At 47.3% G+C, this 17,988-nt stretch carries 20 protein-coding genes; 11 read left to right on the forward strand and 9 right to left on the reverse strand.

Annotation, left to right across the window (positions count from 1 at the left end):
* Positions 1–714 precede the first annotated feature (714 nt).
* On the reverse strand, positions 715–2,427 hold the full coding sequence (locus tag ACE3T3_RS06840) for a 4Fe-4S dicluster domain-containing protein (protein WP_374665324.1): 1,713 nt from the start codon (positions 2,425–2,427) through the stop codon (positions 715–717).
* A gap of 191 nt (positions 2,428–2,618) precedes the next feature.
* Here ACE3T3_RS06840 and ACE3T3_RS06845 point away from each other — a divergent pair, with 191 nt between their 5' ends.
* The 5 genes from ACE3T3_RS06845 (at position 2,619) to ACE3T3_RS06865 (ending at position 7,060) form a co-directional block, all read left to right on the forward strand.
* The gene (locus tag ACE3T3_RS06845) at positions 2,619–3,230 is read left to right on the forward strand and encodes a DUF1285 domain-containing protein (protein ID WP_374665326.1); all 612 of its coding nucleotides are present in this window, start codon (positions 2,619–2,621) and stop codon (positions 3,228–3,230) included.
* Positions 3,231–3,278: 48 nt separating this feature from the next.
* Positions 3,279–4,148 carry a glutamate racemase gene (gene murI, locus ACE3T3_RS06850; RefSeq protein WP_374665328.1) on the forward strand — a complete coding sequence of 290 codons (870 nt, stop codon included), beginning with the start codon at positions 3,279–3,281 and terminating at the stop codon, positions 4,146–4,148.
* A 143-nt stretch (positions 4,149–4,291) separates the two neighbouring features.
* Entirely contained in the window at positions 4,292–5,320 is a 1,029-nt protein-coding gene (locus tag ACE3T3_RS06855) for a DUF4062 domain-containing protein (RefSeq protein WP_374665330.1), read from the forward strand.
* A 64-nt stretch (positions 5,321–5,384) separates the two neighbouring features.
* Entirely contained in the window at positions 5,385–6,398 is a 1,014-nt protein-coding gene (hemH, locus tag ACE3T3_RS06860) for a ferrochelatase (protein ID WP_374665332.1), read from the forward strand.
* Positions 6,399–6,415: 17 nt separating this feature from the next.
* Positions 6,416–7,060: an MBL fold metallo-hydrolase gene (locus ACE3T3_RS06865; protein ID WP_374665334.1), complete on the forward strand. Its 645-nt coding sequence runs from the start codon at positions 6,416–6,418 to the stop codon at positions 7,058–7,060.
* Between the two features lie 93 nt (positions 7,061–7,153).
* On the opposite strand, the gene ACE3T3_RS06870 is transcribed toward ACE3T3_RS06865, so the two are convergent.
* Both ACE3T3_RS06870 and ACE3T3_RS06875 read right to left on the reverse strand, forming a co-directional pair.
* The gene (locus tag ACE3T3_RS06870) at positions 7,154–7,339 is read right to left on the reverse strand and encodes a hypothetical protein (protein ID WP_374665336.1); all 186 of its coding nucleotides are present in this window, start codon (positions 7,337–7,339) and stop codon (positions 7,154–7,156) included.
* 143 nt (positions 7,340–7,482) lie between these two features.
* A complete protein-coding gene (locus ACE3T3_RS06875; protein WP_374665338.1) occupies positions 7,483–7,656 on the reverse strand; it encodes a DNA gyrase inhibitor YacG in 174 nt (57 codons plus the stop codon).
* Positions 7,657–7,757: 101 nt separating this feature from the next.
* Here ACE3T3_RS06875 and ACE3T3_RS06880 point away from each other — a divergent pair, with 101 nt between their 5' ends.
* The 3 genes from ACE3T3_RS06880 to ACE3T3_RS06890 all read left to right on the forward strand — a co-directional run bounded on the left by ACE3T3_RS06880 (position 7,758) and on the right by ACE3T3_RS06890 (position 10,092).
* A complete protein-coding gene (locus ACE3T3_RS06880) occupies positions 7,758–8,402 on the forward strand; it encodes an SAM-dependent methyltransferase (RefSeq protein WP_374665575.1) in 645 nt (214 codons plus the stop codon).
* A gap of 5 nt (positions 8,403–8,407) precedes the next feature.
* Positions 8,408–9,607 carry a TIGR03862 family flavoprotein gene (locus ACE3T3_RS06885; RefSeq protein ID WP_374665340.1) on the forward strand — a complete coding sequence of 400 codons (1,200 nt, stop codon included), beginning with the start codon at positions 8,408–8,410 and terminating at the stop codon, positions 9,605–9,607.
* A 74-nt stretch (positions 9,608–9,681) separates the two neighbouring features.
* Positions 9,682–10,092, forward strand: coding sequence for a GFA family protein (locus ACE3T3_RS06890; RefSeq protein ID WP_374665342.1), 411 nt, complete (start codon positions 9,682–9,684; stop codon positions 10,090–10,092).
* Between the two features lie 89 nt (positions 10,093–10,181).
* On the opposite strand, the gene ACE3T3_RS06895 is transcribed toward ACE3T3_RS06890, so the two are convergent.
* Positions 10,182–10,763, reverse strand: coding sequence for a hypothetical protein (locus tag ACE3T3_RS06895; RefSeq protein WP_374665344.1), 582 nt, complete (start codon positions 10,761–10,763; stop codon positions 10,182–10,184).
* A 7-nt stretch (positions 10,764–10,770) separates the two neighbouring features.
* A complete protein-coding gene (locus ACE3T3_RS06900) occupies positions 10,771–11,553 on the reverse strand; it encodes a class I SAM-dependent methyltransferase (RefSeq protein WP_374665346.1) in 783 nt (260 codons plus the stop codon).
* 119 nt (positions 11,554–11,672) lie between these two features.
* Between ACE3T3_RS06900 and ACE3T3_RS06905 the strand changes: the two genes are divergently transcribed.
* The 3 genes from ACE3T3_RS06905 to ACE3T3_RS06915 all read left to right on the forward strand — a co-directional run bounded on the left by ACE3T3_RS06905 (position 11,673) and on the right by ACE3T3_RS06915 (position 14,462).
* Complete coding sequence (locus ACE3T3_RS06905; protein ID WP_374665577.1) at positions 11,673–12,944, forward strand: hypothetical protein; 1,272 nt, start codon at positions 11,673–11,675, stop codon at positions 12,942–12,944.
* 130 nt (positions 12,945–13,074) lie between these two features.
* A complete protein-coding gene (locus ACE3T3_RS06910; RefSeq protein WP_374665348.1) occupies positions 13,075–13,266 on the forward strand; it encodes a hypothetical protein in 192 nt (63 codons plus the stop codon).
* A gap of 239 nt (positions 13,267–13,505) precedes the next feature.
* Positions 13,506–14,462 carry a 2-hydroxyacid dehydrogenase gene (locus ACE3T3_RS06915; protein WP_374665350.1) on the forward strand — a complete coding sequence of 319 codons (957 nt, stop codon included), beginning with the start codon at positions 13,506–13,508 and terminating at the stop codon, positions 14,460–14,462.
* A gap of 260 nt (positions 14,463–14,722) precedes the next feature.
* On the opposite strand, the gene ACE3T3_RS06920 is transcribed toward ACE3T3_RS06915, so the two are convergent.
* The 4 genes from ACE3T3_RS06920 to ACE3T3_RS06935 all read right to left on the reverse strand — a co-directional run bounded on the left by ACE3T3_RS06920 (position 14,723) and on the right by ACE3T3_RS06935 (position 17,974).
* Complete coding sequence (locus tag ACE3T3_RS06920) at positions 14,723–15,271, reverse strand: hypothetical protein (protein ID WP_374665352.1); 549 nt, start codon at positions 15,269–15,271, stop codon at positions 14,723–14,725.
* Positions 15,272–15,612: 341 nt separating this feature from the next.
* Positions 15,613–16,245 carry a hypothetical protein gene (locus ACE3T3_RS06925; protein ID WP_374665354.1) on the reverse strand — a complete coding sequence of 211 codons (633 nt, stop codon included), beginning with the start codon at positions 16,243–16,245 and terminating at the stop codon, positions 15,613–15,615.
* Between the two features lie 304 nt (positions 16,246–16,549).
* Positions 16,550–16,939, reverse strand: a complete 390-nt coding sequence (locus ACE3T3_RS06930) for a hypothetical protein (RefSeq protein ID WP_374665356.1) — start codon at positions 16,937–16,939, stop codon at positions 16,550–16,552.
* Between the two features lie 69 nt (positions 16,940–17,008).
* Positions 17,009–17,974 (reverse strand): hypothetical protein, encoded by a 966-nt coding sequence (locus ACE3T3_RS06935; protein WP_374665358.1) that lies wholly within the window; start codon positions 17,972–17,974, stop codon positions 17,009–17,011.
* Positions 17,975–17,988 lie beyond the last annotated feature (14 nt).

Consider the following 17,988-nt stretch of genomic DNA (forward strand, 5'->3'; position numbering starts at 1 on the left):
AAAAAGAAAATTTTTAATATTTAATAATGTAACTTTAGAAACAAGTATCAATATTATTAAAAATCATGAAAAGTTATGGTTTTATATAAAAATATCAATGTTTTTCATGATATTAATTGTTTTTTTTACAATTTGCTTTTGGGTTTATTAGGGCTTTGTTGCACAAACCTTTTCTTAAGGGGTTCTTCAGCAATATAATTTCAAAATGAAAAAGCCTAGAGCTTGAATATCGAATTATCAATTGACCCTCGTATGGCTAAGCTTTAATTAAGCGAGGAAATATCTCTATTTAGTTTGATCCTGCGGCTCGATGATATGTTCGGCCTCATGGCAAGCATGGTCGACCTATTAGGAAAGCTCTATCTTTAAAATCTTTATGCAACAAAGCCGTCCAAAACTATAAGATGAAAGGTAGTATGAATTTAAAGACAGAAAAAGTTATTGAAAAAAATATTACTACGATAATTTTTAAAAATATGTCATAACAATGAGTGTCATGTGGATTATCCTAAAAATTTAGAGTTTAAATGTTATGTTTTAATGCTGGGAACCTATTCTGATAGAAGCTATAGAACGAATGAGAATAAAATTACGTATCAGAGTTTCAGATAGATTGTGCGGAAAGAGATAAAAATAAACCCGCACTAAGCGGGTTTATTTTTTATCTCTTGAGATTACATGTTCGGAGATGAGCTTGTGAAAGGACTATCCCAATTACATATTCGGATAGTTCGGACCGCCGCCACCCTCAGGGGTTACCCAAGTAATGTTTTGTGATGGGTCTTTAATGTCACACGTTTTACAGTGTACACAGTTGGCCGCGTTAATTTGGAAACGCTTAGAACCGTCATTCTCTTCCATAATTTCATACACGCCAGCAGGGCAGTAGCGCTGAGCAGGCTCATCCCATTTTGGCAAGTTTACATTTACAGGAATCGATGCATCGGTCAGTTTCAAATGCGCAGGCTGGTTCTCTTCATGCACGGTATTGGATACGAACACTGAAGACAAACGGTCAAATGTCAGTTTACCATCCGGTTTCGGATAATTCGGCTTGAAGTTCGCAGCATCCACAGTTTTCAGTGCGCTGAAATCAGGCTGCAAATCATGCAGCGTGAATGGCACTTTAAAGACATTTTGATCGATAAAGTTGAACGCGCCGCCCATCCATTGACCAAATTTATGCATCGCAGGGCCAAAGTTGCGTGAGTTGTATAGCTCTTCTTTCAGCCAGCTGTTGTTGAACTTATCTGTGTAAGCCGTCAATTCTTTCGCGAAGAAGTCTTCACCTTCGGTCACACGGGCAATCGCCAGATCACCGCCTTTTTCAACACCGGCAGCAATGGCTTCAAACACCGCTTCACCGCACAGCATGCCTGATTTCATTGCGGTGTGAGAGCCTTTGATTTTCGCAAAGTTGAGGAAACCTGCATCATCACCGATTAAAGAGCCGCCTGGGAAAGTGAATTTAGGCAGGGAGTTGAAACCGCCTTTCACCACAGCGCGCGCGCCATAAGAAATACGCTTGCCGCCTTCCAGATACTGCTTGATCAGCGGGTGTGTTTTCCAGCGCTGCATTTCCATAAATGGATACATGTGCGGGTTGGTGTATGACAGGTCAACAATCATGCCCAAAGTCACTTGGTTGTTTTCCGCATGGTACAGCCACCAGCCGCCTGAAGAACCCGTTTCAGCTAAAGGCCAGCCTGCGCCGTGCATCACCAGGCCAGGCTTGTGTTTTGCTGGATCGATTTCCCACAATTCTTTAATGCCGATGCCGTAATGCTGCGGATCTGCATCTTTATCCAAGTCAAATTTAGCAATGAGGCGCTTGCCTAAATGGCCGCGGCAGCCTTCAGCGAAAATGGTGTATTTCGCGTGCAGTTCATAGCCTGGGGTAAAGTTGTGCGTCGGTTCGCCGTCTTTGCCGATGCCCATGTCGCCGGTTTGAATGCCTTTTACTGTGCCGTCTTCGTGGTACAGAATCTCAGACGCTGCAAAGCCCGGGAAGATTGAGACTTCAAGTTCTTCCGCTTTAGCGCCTAACCAGCGAACCACGTTGCCCAGTGAAATCACATAGTTGCCATCATTGTGCATGGTTTTCGGCACCATCCAATGCGGTGCTTCCTGTGATTTTTCATCAGACAATAAGAAGAAAGTTTTATCTTCAGTCACAGGCACATTTAAAGGCGCGCCCTGTTCTTTCCAGTCTGGGAACAATTCATTGATGGCGCGCGGTTCAAGCACAGCGCCAGAGAGGATGTGCGCACCGACTTCGGAGCCCTTTTCCACGATACAAACGGACAGATCGTTCAGGTTATTTTCAATTGCAAGTTGACGGATTTTAATCGCAGCTGAAAGGCCGGCAGGGCCTGCGCCAACGATGACTACGTCAAACTCCATCGATTCACGTTCGATGTGTTCCATGTAGGACTCCTCATCTGGTTTTAAAGGTGGCTACCGTTTTGACTCTAAAAACGGCGCTGCCATGAGTGTTCTCAGTTTCTAGACACAAATAAATTATCGTGTCATTTATATTGTGGGCTAGTATAGTTTTAAACCTTGGTCTAGCCAATTGGCTGAATCATATTATTTTGCCGTCATTAGGGTCTTCTGCTATGAATAATCAAGAAAAAACACCAATTCCGACGAAAACAGCAGCTCTTGGCGATAATAAAAATTTAATGGATCTTGCACAATACTTAAAAGATGGACAGTCCGGTCACAAAAAGTCAATTTTGCCTTTAGACAAATGGCATCCAAAGCACTGCGGAGCCATGAATTTAGAGGTGAAAGCAAATGGCGAGTGGTGGCACGAAGGTCAATTGATCAAGCGCCAGCCGCTGATTGACCTGTTCTCCAGCGTACTGTGGAAAGAGGATGGAAAGTTTTATTTAAAGACGCCTGCGGAACAGATCGAAATTCAGGTGGAAGATGAACCTTTATTCATTAATCAAGTGAATGTGATTGAACTGAATGGGCAACGCTATATTCAGCTGATCTCCAGTACGCAGGATGAAATAATTGTCGATGAGCAGCATCCGGTTTTTATGCGGGAATTTGCCGGTGAGCTTCGGCCTTATGTTGCTGTGCGCTTTGGGCTGAATGCCCTGATTCAGCGAGCGGCTTTTTTTCATTTGATTGAGCTTGGCGAGATGCTTGAAAATGCGCAGGGAGAAACCATATTAAGCTTGAAAAGCGGTGATTTTCACTTGCAATTAGGCGCTTGAGGTTTAAGCTTTCACCATCCCGAAATTCAATTTTTTGAAACTGCAGCCATGACCGCAATCCATCCCATCTATCCGCTTGATGATCCCATGCCGAAAGCAGGCGCTGATGCGCCGATTGGAATTTTTGACTCGGGAATTGGCGGCTTGTCTGTGGCGCAGGAAATTGCGCGTTATTTGCCGAATGAGCACATTGTTTATTATGCCGACACGGCGCATGTGCCTTATGGCCCGCGGGATGATCAGGAGATCCGTGAACTCACGGCGCATGCCATTGAATGGCTGTACCGCAAAGGCTGCAAAGTTGCGGTGGTGGCCTGCAATACGGCGTCAGCCTTCAGTCTGGATTATCTGCGTGCGCATTATGGTGAAAACTTTCCGATCATTGGCTTGGTGCCGGCTTTAAAACCGGCCGTTTTGCAAAGCAAAAGCAAAACAGTAGCCGTCTTGGCAACCCCAGCAACATTCCGCGGCCAGCTGATTAAAGAAGTGATGGAGCATTTTGCCAAGCCTGCACAGGTGCAGGTGATGCCGATCACCAACTTGGATTTAGTGCCTTTTGTTGAGGCAGGCGCGCAAATGAGCGAAGCCTGCCTGCAGACGCTGCGTGAAATTCTGCAGCCGGCAGTCAACCAAGGCGCAGATTTTTTAGTTTTGGGCTGTACGCATTATCCGTTCTTAAAACCTGCCATTCAGCATATTTTTGGTCAGAAACTGACATTAATTGACTCAGGATTTGCCGTTGCGCGTCAAACAGCCCGCATTTTAATTAAAAATGAGTTATTATTTGAGCAAGCTTGTGCTGATGCCATCCGTATTGAGTGCTATGTCAGCGGGCAAAATGCAGAAAATTTAAAGCCGATTCTCAACCGTCTCATTTCAGCGGACTTGAACTGGACGGTGAATAACATCGGCGCTTAAAAGCAAATAAAGTTCTTCTGCGCATTGCTAAAGTAATAATTATCTATAGATTAAGTCTTTATATTGGGGAAGTCTTATTGCAGCCAGAGCATGCGGCACATCAGCGCATCACACTGCAGTAGGCATGGGAATGAGGATAACCAATGCTCGATAAGCGTTATCAGGTTTTTATTTCAACATCTGGCGCGGAAATGCAGCCGGAACGGATGATTTTGGCGCAGACCCTGGTCGGAATGGGGTTCTTCTCTTGGGGATTGGAACAGCGCACACCGTTAAGCACGGCCTTTGCGCGCCGGCAAATTGATGATTGCGATTATGTGGTGATGCTGCTGGGCAGCGCTTATGGCGAACAGTCGGTCTCTGGCGTGGGCTATATGCATCTGGAATATATCTATGCTGTAACCAAGCAAAAACCGATTATTGTTTTTATGCATGATGATCCCGCTTCCCGCGACAATGCTTTGCATGACGACAAGCCTGAATTGCGCGACAAATTTCAGGAGTTCCGCAAACTGCTACAGCATGAAGTCGATCAGGTCTTTACTTACCGCAGCCTGCGCGATTTGGAAATGGCAGTGCGCTTTAATATGACGCAAATGCTGGAGCGCTATCCGGTCTTGGGCTGGGTGCGTCCGCAGAATACGCAAGTGCTGCAAGATGAAATCGACCGCCTGAAAAGCAAGCTGGAGCAGCTGGAAACCGAATCCGGCAAGCGTGAAGCCGATCCTTTCCTGACCTTGCCGAAAGTCTCGATGCATGAGTTTTTCGCCTTTGAATACCGCATGCATGTGTATCAGGACGGCAACTTTAAAGAGCTTAAAATTCAGAAAAAAATGACCTGGGCGCAGCTGCTGGCGGTGCTGGGAGCGACGTTTGTCAATCCGACGCCGGAAGAATTCTTCTCGAAGCGCATGAATGAATATTTGAATGAAACCGGCTTGCAGGATGCCCGCATGGAGATGCCGCGCGCGCATGCGGTTGCCCGCGCGCAAATCAATATCCGCGCTTTGCACAGCATCAAAATGCAGATGCGTCAAAATGAATGGATTATTCAGTCCGGCCGGGATGACCGTCAGCGCATGCTGTGGCAGGTGACGGCTAAAGCGCAAAAGCTGATGGAAAGCAATTTATTGGATAATGATCGAGTTTTTCAATTTAAAGCTCAATATTAATCCGTTTATGAACTTATTCAAAAGCTGATAAAGTAGAGATATTCATTTAAGTTGGAATGGTTTGATGTCGGCTGCAGCGAAAGCGAAAATCACAATTATCTTGGCCAATCTGGGTACGCCGGATTCGCCAGCTGTTCCAGCAGTGCGCCAATTCTTAAAGCAGTTTTTATCCGATCAGCGCGTCATTGAAATTCCCAAGCCGATTTGGCAGCTGATTCTGCGGTTATTTATTTTGCCGTTCCGCCCCAAACGGGTCGCGCATGCCTATGAAATGGTCTGGTCAAATGATTCCCCGATGCGGGAAATTCTGCTGCAGCAGGTGCAGGCGGTAAAACAGCAGCTGACGGTGCAGTATCCTGAGTTTGAGCTGAATGTCGTGCCTGCCATGACTTATGGCAATCCCGGCATTGATGCCTTGCTGCAGCAGCTGTCGCAAGATCCGCAGGATCATATGATTTTATTGCCGCTGTTTCCGCAATATTCGGCAACATCGACCGCGCCGCTGTTTGATGCAATTGCCAAATGGATTCCGCAGCAGCGCAATTTGCCGGGCATTTCCTTGATCCGCGATTATTATCAGCATCCTTTATTTATCCAGTCTTTGGCGCAAAGCGTGCAGGATTATCAGGCTGTGCATGGCAATCCGGAAAAACTGTTGATGTCGTTTCACGGCATTCCGCAACCGTATGCAGATAAAGGCGATCCTTATGCCGAACGTTGCCGTATCACGGCCAAATTGCTGGCAGCGCAGCTGGGTTTGAGTGATGAGCAATGGGCGATCAGCTTTCAGTCGCGTTTTGGCAAGCAGGAATGGGTCAAGCCCTATACCGATGCAACGCTAGAAGCCTGGGGCAAGGCCGGTGTGAAATCGGTGCAGGTCATGAGTCCGGCCTTTTCGGCTGACTGTCTGGAAACGCTGGAAGAGCTGGCGCTGCAAAATGCGGCGCTGTTTCAGCAGTCCGGCGGCGGCAGCTACAGCTATATTCCGGCACTCAACAGCCGTGAAGACCATTTGCAATTGCTCAATGCGCTGCTTCAAGCTAATCTTGACGCCTTAAAGCACACATTAGCCCACTGATTTCGAGGTTCCACCATATGCTGCAAGTCAAAATTGTGCCGGTCACGGCATTCCAGCAAAACTGTTCCATTCTGTGGGATTCTGAAAGCAAAGAGGCGGTTTTGATTGATGCGGGCGGTGAGCCTGAAAAACTGCAGGCGGAAGTGGAAGCGCTGGGCTTAAATGTGAAGGCGCTGTGGCTGACGCATGGCCACTTGGATCATGCCGGCGCGGTGGGCGCGCTTAAAAATCTATGGAATGTGCCGGTGATTGGCCCGCATAAAGAAGATGCGTTTTGGCTGGACATGATTCAGGAGGTTTCCGCGCGTTATGGCTTTCCGATTCCGGAAAAAGTTGAAGTGACGGAGTGGCTGGAAGGCGGTGAAACGCTGAAATTGGGCAATGAAGAATTTGAAGTGCGTTTTGCGCCTGGGCATACGCCAGGCCACGTGATGTTCTACAACAGCAATTACGGCCTCTTATGGACCGGCGATGTGCTGTTTAAAGGGTCGATTGGCCGGACGGATTTCCCGCGCGGCAACCATCAGCAGCTATTGGATTCGATTCAGCGCGAATGCTTCAGCCTGCCGGATGAAACACAGTTTATTTCAGGCCATGGCCCGATGAGCACCATTGGCTTTGAAAAGCAGCATAATCCATTTGTTGCAGGCAAAGCGGGCTGATCGGCTGTTGATGATGTTTCATCTATCATGTGGCGGGCCATTTCAGTTTATGAATGTAAAGGCCGCTCAATCAAAAAACTGAAGCATTTGGCTTCAGTTTTTTTTAAAGGGATTGGAGAGTATCTTTCGGATTTCCATATGCAGAATGACTGAAGCAATGCCTAAGAGCATGCCTGCAGCGGCAATGATCAGATCCGAACGAAGTATCCCCAGCACCAGGCAGCAGATGCTGAGCAGCACCAATAAGCCGAAAACGGCATACAGCAAAGCAGCTTTCATCCTTGAGTGTTTCCCCCTGAAAATATTCACGCATGTTTTTTATTTTGATCATCAAGTGATCTTGATTATGCAGGCACGAATTTACCGGGGTTATGTGACACTATTCTGAATTCAAAAGAAAAAAAGAGAGGAATAACGCTTTTTTATTCTTCAGAACCGTCAGCTTGCGGCGCATCCTGAGTGGGAAGTTTGTAGTCTTCATTGGCCCATGCGCCTAAATCAATCATCTTGCAGCGCTCTGAGCAGAATGGGCGGTATTCATTGTTTTCCCATGTGGTCAGTTTGCCGCAGCGCGGGCATTTTAAAGTGGTTGGCATGGCAAAGCTCCAGGCAAAAAAGCAGACGGTTCGAAATTGGCAAATCAATTAGGCAAATACAGCCACAATTGTTAGACTTATGCCGTTTTTATTAGTTTGATCTGATTATGCCGATTCGTCAATTTCAAGCGCAGCGCATGCATGCTCCCCGTGATTTTCAAGCGATTGCCAATCAGCCGGTCTGTGTGGAAATCGGCGCAGGCAAAGGCAAGCATGCTTTGCTGTTCAGCGCGCAGCATCCTGAAAAGCAGCTGATTGCGGTTGAGCGCACCCGCGAAAAATTTCTGTCGATGCAAAAACAGCACGGACTGGAAGGCCAGCAGAATTTGCAGCCTGTGCATGCCGATGCCTTGCCATGGGTGGTGCATGCGCTGTTTCCGGCGCAGGTGGAACAGTTTTTTATTTTGTATCCGAATCCGGAGCCGCATAATCCTGCACAGCGCTGGCTGAATATGCCGTTTTTCGAATTTCTGCTGTCGCGGTTAAAAACCGGCGGTCAGATCACCTTGGCCAGCAATATTCCAGAGTATATTGCCGAAGCGCAGCAGCAGCTGATCGAAGTATGGAAATTGCCTTTCGTGAAAGAAGTGATTGCATCTGATTCGGCGCGTACGCATTTTGAAATTAAATATCTGGAGCGCGGTGAATTGTGCCAGCAGCTGATCATCACCAAGCCGGAAGGCTACAGCACGCGTTTTGATGAATTTCAGCCTTTGCAGGGGCAGACGGCGGCAGCGGCGGAATAAGCGCCATGAACCAGCGCATTGCGATTATTGGCGCAGGCCCGGCAGGGCTGATGGCGGCCGAGCTGCTGAGCCAGTATGGCTATGAGGTGCATGTCTATGAGCAAAAGCCGTCGGCAGCCCGCAAATTTTTAATGGCGGGCAAAACCGGCTTGAATATCTCACATGCAGAGCCTGTGGAGCAGTTTATTCAGCGTTACGATCAGGCGGATTGGCTGGCGCCGTGGGTGACGCAGTGGGATGCTGCATGGATTCAGCATTGGATGAACGATCTGGGCATCGATTCCTATATTGGCTCGTCTGGCCGTGTATTTCCGATTGAAATGAAGGCTGCGCCGCTGCTGCGCGCGTGGCTGAAACGGCTGGCGCAGCATGGGGTGAAATTTCATTACCGCCATCAGGTGCAGGGGCTGCAGCAGCAGACCTTAAGGCTGCATGATCAGCTGCAGGTGCAGACTTTTGATGAGCGTTTTGATGCGATTGTGATGGCCTGCGGTGCGGTGTCTTGGTCACAGCTGGGCAGTGATGGCGCTTGGCAGCAGTGGCTGAATGGTCAGGAGATTGAGCCTTTTCAAGCCAGCAATGCGGGCGTAGAAATTCCGTGGTCTCAGTTTATGCAGCCGGTGTTTGGGCAGCCGCTGAAGCGGGTTGAGGCTTGGGTGGGGCATGGCGCGAAATCGACTGGGGATATTGTGATTTCGTACTATGGGCTGGAAAGCGGCCTGATTTATAAACAGGGCCGGGCTTTGCGCCATTTGCTCAAACAGCGGCAGCCGATGGCGCTGTATTTGGATTTGCTGCCGGATCAAACGGCACAGCAGCTGGCGGCAAAACTGCAGCCCGGCAAAAAGCAGTCACTGAGCAATGTCTGGCGTAAAGCCGGTTTAGATGCGGCCAAAGCAAATTTAGTCCGGGAACTGACAGATAAAGCTTTGTGGACACAGCCCGAAGCCTTGGCGGCGCAGATTAAAGCCTTAAAAATACCGCTGACAGGTTTCCGCCCAATTGAAGAAGCCATCAGCTGTGCAGGCGGCATCAAGCGTGAAGCATTGACTGAAGATCTGCAGCTGAAAGCGCATCCGGCGGTGTTCTGCGCCGGTGAAATGCTAGATTGGGATGCGCCCACCGGCGGCTACCTGCTGACAGCCTGTTTTGCCACCGGGCGGGCAGCTGGGGAAGGCGTGCATCATTTTTTAATGGCGCAATAATCTGCATCTTTTCTTGCATCCCGTCTATGGCGCTGTGTTAATTTGATGATCAGCACAAGGACGGGATACCAAGCATGACCGAACAAAACATCTATAGCGGCAGCTGCTTATGCGGCGGCATCCGATATGAAATTCATGGCGAGATTGGCGAAATGGTGCAGTGCCATTGCCGGCGCTGCCGCAAGGCCAATGGCGCGGCCTACGCGGTGAATGCGCCGATCCGCAAAACGGATTTTAAAATCGTGCAAGGCGAGGCGCTGCTGAAAAAATTCCAGTCGACTGAAACCACGCAGCGCTGTTTTTGCGGCAGCTGCGGCTCACCGATCATCAGCATTAAAACTGAAACCCCGGATTTTTACCGTTTAAGAATCGGCACTTTAGATACGCCTTTAGCGCAAAAACCAGCCATGCATATTTTTGCCGGATCCAAAGCCGAATGGGATGAGATCTGTGATTCATTGCCGCAGTATGCGGAACGGCCTTAATTTGAAATAGATAGCCGTGGAAAAAGCTGCCGTCAATAAGCGGCTGCCGTAAAAAAGGGTTCATCTGAACCCTTTTTATTTTGAGAGGCTTACTGCTTTTCTGCAGGAGAGGGAATGGATGGATATTGCTGCTGCCAATGTTCCAGCTGTTCCTGCGCATGAATAAACTGGCCCAGGCCTTTGACATTTTCACTTGGATTTTTATCACTGGCAATCTGCGTATTTTGCGCTGCCGATGGCTGCTGCAGCAATTTGCCCTGATTATCCCAGTACTGATACATCAAGCCTTGGATATAGCGGCCTTGCTCGGTTTTTAAATCCAACGCTTTGAGCATGGTCAGGGCCGAATTGATATTGTCCTGCTTGCGGCTGAGGGCGAACTCCGGCGTTAAGGAGCCATCTTCCTTCATGCGCATCAATTCGTCTTCCATTTCATCACTGACTGCGGTAAAGCGCGTGTCAAAATCAGTCAGCGCCTGAATGTCCTGCTGGTCATTGGGCGTTTTGGCAAAAGCTTTCACAGGTTCCGCTGAAAGCTCGCGCATGATCTGATCGTCTTGCGAGAGGTCAGTCGAGGGCTTTTCCGCATTGTTGCTGCGGTCACAGCCTGCAGACAGCAGCGCTGCGCTGACCAAGACGGTCAAACTGAGGCATTTGAATATTTTTTGCATGCTGCACCTATTTTCCAGATGTTTTTTTAAAGACATACACATGCGTTGTATATGGGAAATCAATTTCATCTTGCGCCAGTTTGCCGGTCAATTCAAATACAGTTTGTTCAAATTGCTGTTTCAGCTGCAGCTGCTGCTGTTCGGGCATCGCGGCAACAAAACTGGTGGACAGCAGGCGCTTGGATACGACCTGCTCAACTGTGCCGTGGTGCAGCTGGCGGAATGTTGCCTTCTGCTCCAGATGGAACCATGGCTGCTGTTCGAACGCTTTGCGCCACAGGCCGCTGTGATAGCGCGGCGTATCGCCCTCCAGCGGCAGCAGCAGATCGGCTAAGGCTTTGACCCAATCCGTGTTAATATCGCGCTGGTTCCAGATCAGCACCAAATCGCCGTTTGGCTGTAAAATGCGGCTGATTTCCGCCAGTGTTTCCGGCGTGGCAAACCAATGAAACGACTGCGCGCAAAACACCGCGCGGACGGATTGGTCAGGCAAGGGAATGGCATGGCTGGACGCTTGAATGGCCTGTACGCCTGGATGCGCCTGGCGCAGCTGCTCCAGCATGGCGGGCACAGGATCAACCGCAGTCAAGCGCGGGCTGATGGCTTGAAGATAGGGCAGGAATTTTCCGGTTCCGGCGCCAAGATCCAGCAGGGCATCCTCAGCGCTTAAATTCAGCTGCTGCCTCAGCCATGCGCTGATCTCTGCCGGATAATCTGGGCGCACTTGCTGATACAGTGCGGCGGCGCTGCCAAAGCCTTTTTCAGCGGCAGGATGTAATGATTGTGTCATATTCTGCAATTTTTAATCTTCGACTCCATTATAAAATAGCATAATCCTATGAACTGCAAATTTGACTGTATATTGACTATTAGATGAAGAATGCCAAAGGACTTGAAAACGGTGTAATGATGGATAAGCAAATTATTTTTGAAGATGAGCAGATTCGGGTCATTTTCCTCAAAGGTTCGTCTGAAGAATTGATTTTTTCCTTTGGTGATTTAATTACCCGGGCCAAAGGCCTGAGTGTGAATGCAGAAAAATCGCTGCATAAATTTGATTTTAATGTGATCGGCATTATGCCGAAGCAGAAATCATGGTTTCCGCAAAGCTCGATTCTGGCCATGATGGACAGCATTCAATCCGTGATTGCGCCCTTTAAGAAGCGCATTGCCTATGGCGGCTCTATGGGCGGCTATGCGGCCATCAAATATTCCAACCTGCTGGATGTGCAGCGCATTGTGGCGATGGTGCCGCAGTATTCCATCAACCCGGATGATGTGGAAGATACCCGCTACAACATGTTCTATCAGCCGGAGCTGAATGGCGAGATGTTTGTGCGCGCTGAAGATGTTTCTGCAGAACGTGAATATATTGTGATATTTGACCCTTATTATGCGGCGGACCGCGTGCATATCGAGCATCTGAAGCCGTTGATTCCGCATGCGCACCTGCTGCATTTGCCTTATACCGACCATGATGCCATTGCGGTTTTGGCTAGTTCAGAGCTGGTGCATGATTTCCTGCGCCATCCTTTTGATGCCGGCTATTTCTACCAAAAAATGCGCCGTGTGAAAAAGAACAGCAAGTTTTATTACCGCAAGGTGATTGAAAATCTTTTGCCCCGCCACAAAGAGGCTTTGGGGCAGATCCTGAAAAGCAATGCGCTGGCGCTGGATGATCAGTTTTTTGACGCCAAGCAGAAGCAGACGCTGCTGCGCGAACTGTTCAGCAATAAGCAGGTCGATCAGCAGGATTTGGCCAAACTGGGCATTCAGGTCAGCATGCCGCAGGAAAAACGCAGCCTGCTGCAGGATGTCTACGAACATGGCTTGGTATTTAATGTCATCAGCCAGAAAATTGAGAGCTATGCGGCCGGCGCGATTGCGCTGAATCATAAATTCCTGATTCCGATTTATGCCAAGGGCAATGGCTTGGTGCAGATCAGCTGGAATGATCAGCCCTATATGATTGTCATGAACGACCGTCAAATGATGAAACTGGTGCTGGTGCAGGATGAACTGCCTTTAGGCATGCATCCGCTGATGATGAAAAAATATGCGGATTATTATGCCATCAGCTATAAAGAGCTGAATTTAAGCACCGATGAGCTGGGCGCTGCGCATTTTGCGGACCGCCTGGATGCGGACTGCAAATTTGTGCCGCAGCTGGAAAAGCCTTAAGTCTAAAAAGGGATAAAAAGCAGCCAGTTGCTTTTTTCTGTATTCAGATTAAGATCGATATCGAACAAAGTTTCATCATGTTCATAAAATGGATTTTAAATAGAAGATCAGAATGAGCGGGGTGGTCAGTATGCATTCTCAACCAATGCCTGCTGTATTTTGCTTTATCGCGGCGGCTTTATATTCGGGAACGGCCGCTGCACAGGGTTTCAGTGCTCATGCCGCTGTACTCAGCCTGGGATTGATTGTGGTGGGCGCATTGGCGGTGTATGTGGTGATTCAGATCCGCCGTTCGCTGCGCAGTGATCTGGATAAGCGCTGAATCGGCAGCTGGAGATTGAAAGGCCTTTTCAGCTGCAAGCTTGCTGATGGCCTTATTTTCGCAGAGCGGCATTTTATGGCGCCGCTGGCGCTATACACGGATAAGCCCGCATTTTTGCGGGTTTTTTCTGGCCTGCTGCGTTTAAAAATCACAGAAATACGGCTTGAAAAGCGCGCTGGACTTGGCTTTAATGCCTTAATGCGCCGCCAGCCGGCAAGGATATAAAGCAGAGGATGCAGATGAAAGCCGTATATTTAGATTTTCAGTCATTGGATAAAAGCGATTTAGATTTCAGCGGCCTGCATGCTGTTTTTGATGAGCTGACCATGCATGAGGTGACGCCGCCGGAGCTGCTGCTGGAACGCGTGCAGCAGGCGGAAGCCATTATCACCAATAAAGTGCTGATTTCTGCAGAAGTGATGCAGCAGTGCCCGAAGCTGAAGCTGATTTTAATTTCCGCGACCGGCACCAATAATGTCGATTTGGCGCATGCCAAGCAGCAGGGCATTACCGTATGCAATTGCCAAGGCTACGGCACGGCGGCTGTGGCGCAGCATACGCTGATGCTGATGCTGAATCTCGCCACATCGTTCCGTCAGTATGACCGCGATGTGCAGCAAGGTGAATGGAACAAGGCCAAGCAATTTTGCCTGCTGGATTATCCGATTATTGAACTTTCCGGCAAAACATTGGGCATTGTCGGCTATGGGGAACTGGGCAAAGCAGTCGCGCATCTGGCGCAGGCTTTCGGCATGAAAATTATGATTGCGTCTTTACCGAAACGTCCGGCTGCGGCTGAACGGGTGCCTTTTGCGGAATTATTGCCGCAAGTGGATTTTTTAAGCCTGCATTGCCCTTTAACTGAAGATACCCGTGATTTGCTGGACAGCGCGGCCTTTGCGCAAATGAAGCCTGGCGCTTTTGTGATTAACTGCGCGCGCGGCGGCATTGTGAATGAGCAGGCATTGGCGAATGCATTGAAGTCAGGTCAAATTGCCGGCGCGGCGGCAGACGTTTTAACTGTTGAACCGCCGAAAGACGGCAATGTGCTGCTGGACAGCAGCACATTGCCGAATTTAATCATTACGCCGCACAGCGCATGGGGCAGTGTCGATGCGCGCCAGCGTATCGTGCAGCAGATGATTGAAAATGCCGAAGCCTTTAAAGCCGGTTTTCCGATCCGCCAGGTGAGTTAAGCATCGCAGGGCAGACTGGATTTCGGCCCTAAAAATGCTTTTTATGATGAAAATTCCATCATCTGTGGATAACTTTTTGATCTGTGTGGAAAACTATTTTACGGCCTAAAACCGCATGATTCAGTGTTTGGCTGCGAATTCAGCAACGATCTGCAGCATCCATTTTTTGCGGTGAATATTCTATTTTTTAAATATTAAAGCCCATCAAAGGATGGGCTTTAATATTCAATTCAGTGTGTTTTGAACACGCTCTATAAATCTTATAAATCCGTCACCGGATAGGCTTTGGTGCCAGCGCTGTTTGGTGCAGTTGGGCTTGCGACAGGCGTTATAGGCGCAGTCTGATAGCTGCTGGGCGATGTTGACGGTTCGCTCAGCGAGCGCTGTTCTATCGGCGCAGGCTGGCTGGGTTTGCCGCCCAGCGCTTCTTTGGTTTCCTGAATTTTGGTATTCACATTCTGCGCGGCTTTTTGCGCGCCGGCATCTGCTTTTTGCACAGTGCTGCTGGCGGCGTCTTTGGTATTATCCCAAGCCTGATCGACCGATGGCTTGATTTTGCCAACACCGCGCTCAGCCGCATTGCCAACGCGATTGGCCGTATTAATCACGCCTTCCTGTGTTTTATAAGCCCAAACATGGAAAATATTCGGGTTGTCGCCATAAGGCTTCACCGGTTTTTCAGCCTGCTGTCCGGTTTGGGCTGCTGCGGGTGCCGGTTCTTGCGCCCAAAGGGCCGCAGAGCCGAAAACCAGACCGGTGCAAAGGGCGGTTTTTAAGGTCGAGCCTAAAGCGTTTTTAATCAATAGCATGCTGCGGGCACCTCAATCAGTGTCGGTTATGTGTGGCGCAAAGGCCTATTTCTGTTCAACATTATAGGCATGTTGGCCCAGCTTGCATGAGAAGGCAGCGAAATTCATACAGCTTGTAATGCAAAGCATCAGATCCATGAGGCGGAGCTTGAGGATTCACTGTTTATCGTCTATTTAAAAAATTTAGCCATGTGAATGATCAGCAGCCTGATTTGCGCTTCGGGTTTTGTAGAGATGAAAAAAAAAGACCCAGATGAATGGGCCTTTCGAAGAATATCTCTGGAGAAGATGTCCTTTCATGCAATGCGGCTGTGTTTATGCCATGACACCGCGCGGCGGCGCTATTTTGCGCCTGCAGATGCGTCTGATTCAGATGAAATATGCGCATTGCCGGCTGGGGTGTTGAGTTCTGCCTGAACCTGGCCATTGACGGCTGTACTATGTGGCTGAGCTGCATGCTTCTGTTTCAGTTCAGCCGTCTTTTCTTGGGCAAAGGCTTTGGTTTTAGAGGCTTTGTCTGTGACAAAATCTTTCGACTGACCGGCTTTTTTAGTGATAAAGCCTTTGGTTTTTTCAGACGTTTCATGCAGGGACTGTTTGACTTTGGCGCTGTTTTCGGCGCTGGATTGTTTGATTTCGGCAGTTTTTTCTTTCGCTGCCTGGGCTGTGCCGGCACTAAGATTTTTGGTGTCTTGCCATTTGTCTTGGCTGAAGGCTTTGGTTTTTTCTGCGCCGTGTTCAATGCCTTCACCGGTTTTATGCGCGGCATGTTGAACGGCATGTCCTGTTTTCTGCGTCGCAGTTTTGACGTTTTGGCCGATATTATGCAGCGCGCTGGATTCTTGATTGGTTTGCACATTCAGATCGGCCTTTGCTGAAACTTGAGCAGTATTGGCCAAGACAAGGGGAGAGGCTGCAAAAAGTGCTGCAGCAATGGCTGTGATTTTCAATAATTTTGTATTCGATACATTCATTTTTAAACTTATACCTCTTGGGTGAAACCTGATTGTGAAATAATTTCACCTTGGGATGAGACAGGAAATCATCTTAGAAGTATTTTTTTGAAAAATGAGGGTTTGTGATAAAAGCAGCACAATGTTTTACACGGAAAATACGTTCAGGCGCTTTTTGTGATGAGGTGTAAATGTATGTGATGAATATAAGATTTTGAAATTTAAATGATTATTATGATTTTTAGGCGGGTTTTTAAATTTAAATTGTAAAAATGGGCTTTCATCATCTGCCTGTGTAAATAGGCAGATGATGAAAAATGCATAATCAGTCACATTGCGCTAAAGCATCTTTATGGAAGTTGTGGCGCAGCGCAAGGAAGTTTTTCTGTACGTCTGGCGCGTGCAGGTCAAAGTTGGTTGCAGTGCTGGTGCCGTCTTTGGCAAATGTGGCTGAGCCGCCAGTAATCAGCGTTAAGCCTTTAAATGACCATTGTTCGATGACTTTGCCTGCTTCAAGATTGCCGGTAAATTCAATCACGCATTTGTCTGCAAATTTGGTGAGTTTGGCTTTGTTGTTTGTTGTGTTTGGATAGACGTCTAAGCCGCTGACTTCTTGCAGTACCCCTAAATCTACCGTTTGGATTTTTGGCGCAGTTGTACATGCTGTAAGCGCGATACCCGCAAGACCAGTCAAAATGAGCGTTTTCAGTTTCATACGATTCTTTCTTGTTGAGTGTTGTTGGTTTGAGTATAGGGAATTGAGGTTAGGTTGGCTAGTTGGATATTAAGTGATAAGCCCAGAAGGCCCTATTCGATCTCGGCTTAAATAATAAGAACCTTGATAATTTATAAGAGTAAGTAGGTATTGTCGAAGTAAATCACTAACATCTCGTAAGTCTTCCATTGCTTGTTTACTATAATTAATGTCACCAAAAGGTAATAAAATTCCTTCATGAATCATTGTATGGCGTTTATGTAAGAATGGCGTTATCTCAGCCCTTTGAAAATTATTAGCTTCAAACATTCTTAAAGTCATTTCAGTTGATGAAATTTGACCATATGTTTTATGTATATACTTTTTTCTTTTTCCTTTGGGCGGCCAATAATTTTCTATATCTAGAGGTGCACTATCTAGATGTGGAAAATCTTTATGTGTGAAATTTTGTCCTAAATATTCATAGTTATTATCTAAGGCAAAGGTATTCTTAAGATTTTCTATCGCAACATAATGTGAAATAAGAGAGATTTCTAAGGCTAATGAGGCTCTATTTGCTTCACATAAATATCCAAAGATTACGGTTAGTTGCCGTGCTGATTTTAATTTTTTAAAAGTTGGATAGACTTGCTCAATAAAATTACGAATTTCTTTTCCATAACTTTCAATAATATTATTAGGAGGATTGGCAATAACTCCTAAACAAGATGTCCAGCTTTCATTAGAATTAATTTTATAGCCATGGCGGCAAACAGGTGATTGCTGTATAAAAGATAACAGCCAACAAAAATCATCAATAATTCCTAAAATTTGTTCAATCTGATCTGAACTGATATTTTCAATAGTAATTTTAGTTGTAATAATACTCTGATTAACAAAGTCTTTCTGCTTCTGTTTGATATTAAGTTGTTTAAATTCAAACTTAAAGCATTCACACTGTATCGTTGTAGTATCTCGAACTCGCTGATTATTATAGGTGGAAAAATTTTCACCCAACATAAATAAATTGATAAGAAATACTTCTAATTTTTCCATGCTCATTTTTAATA

The organism is Acinetobacter sp. (genome assembly GCF_041919735.1).
Classification (GTDB): Bacteria; Pseudomonadota; Gammaproteobacteria; order Pseudomonadales; family Moraxellaceae; genus Acinetobacter.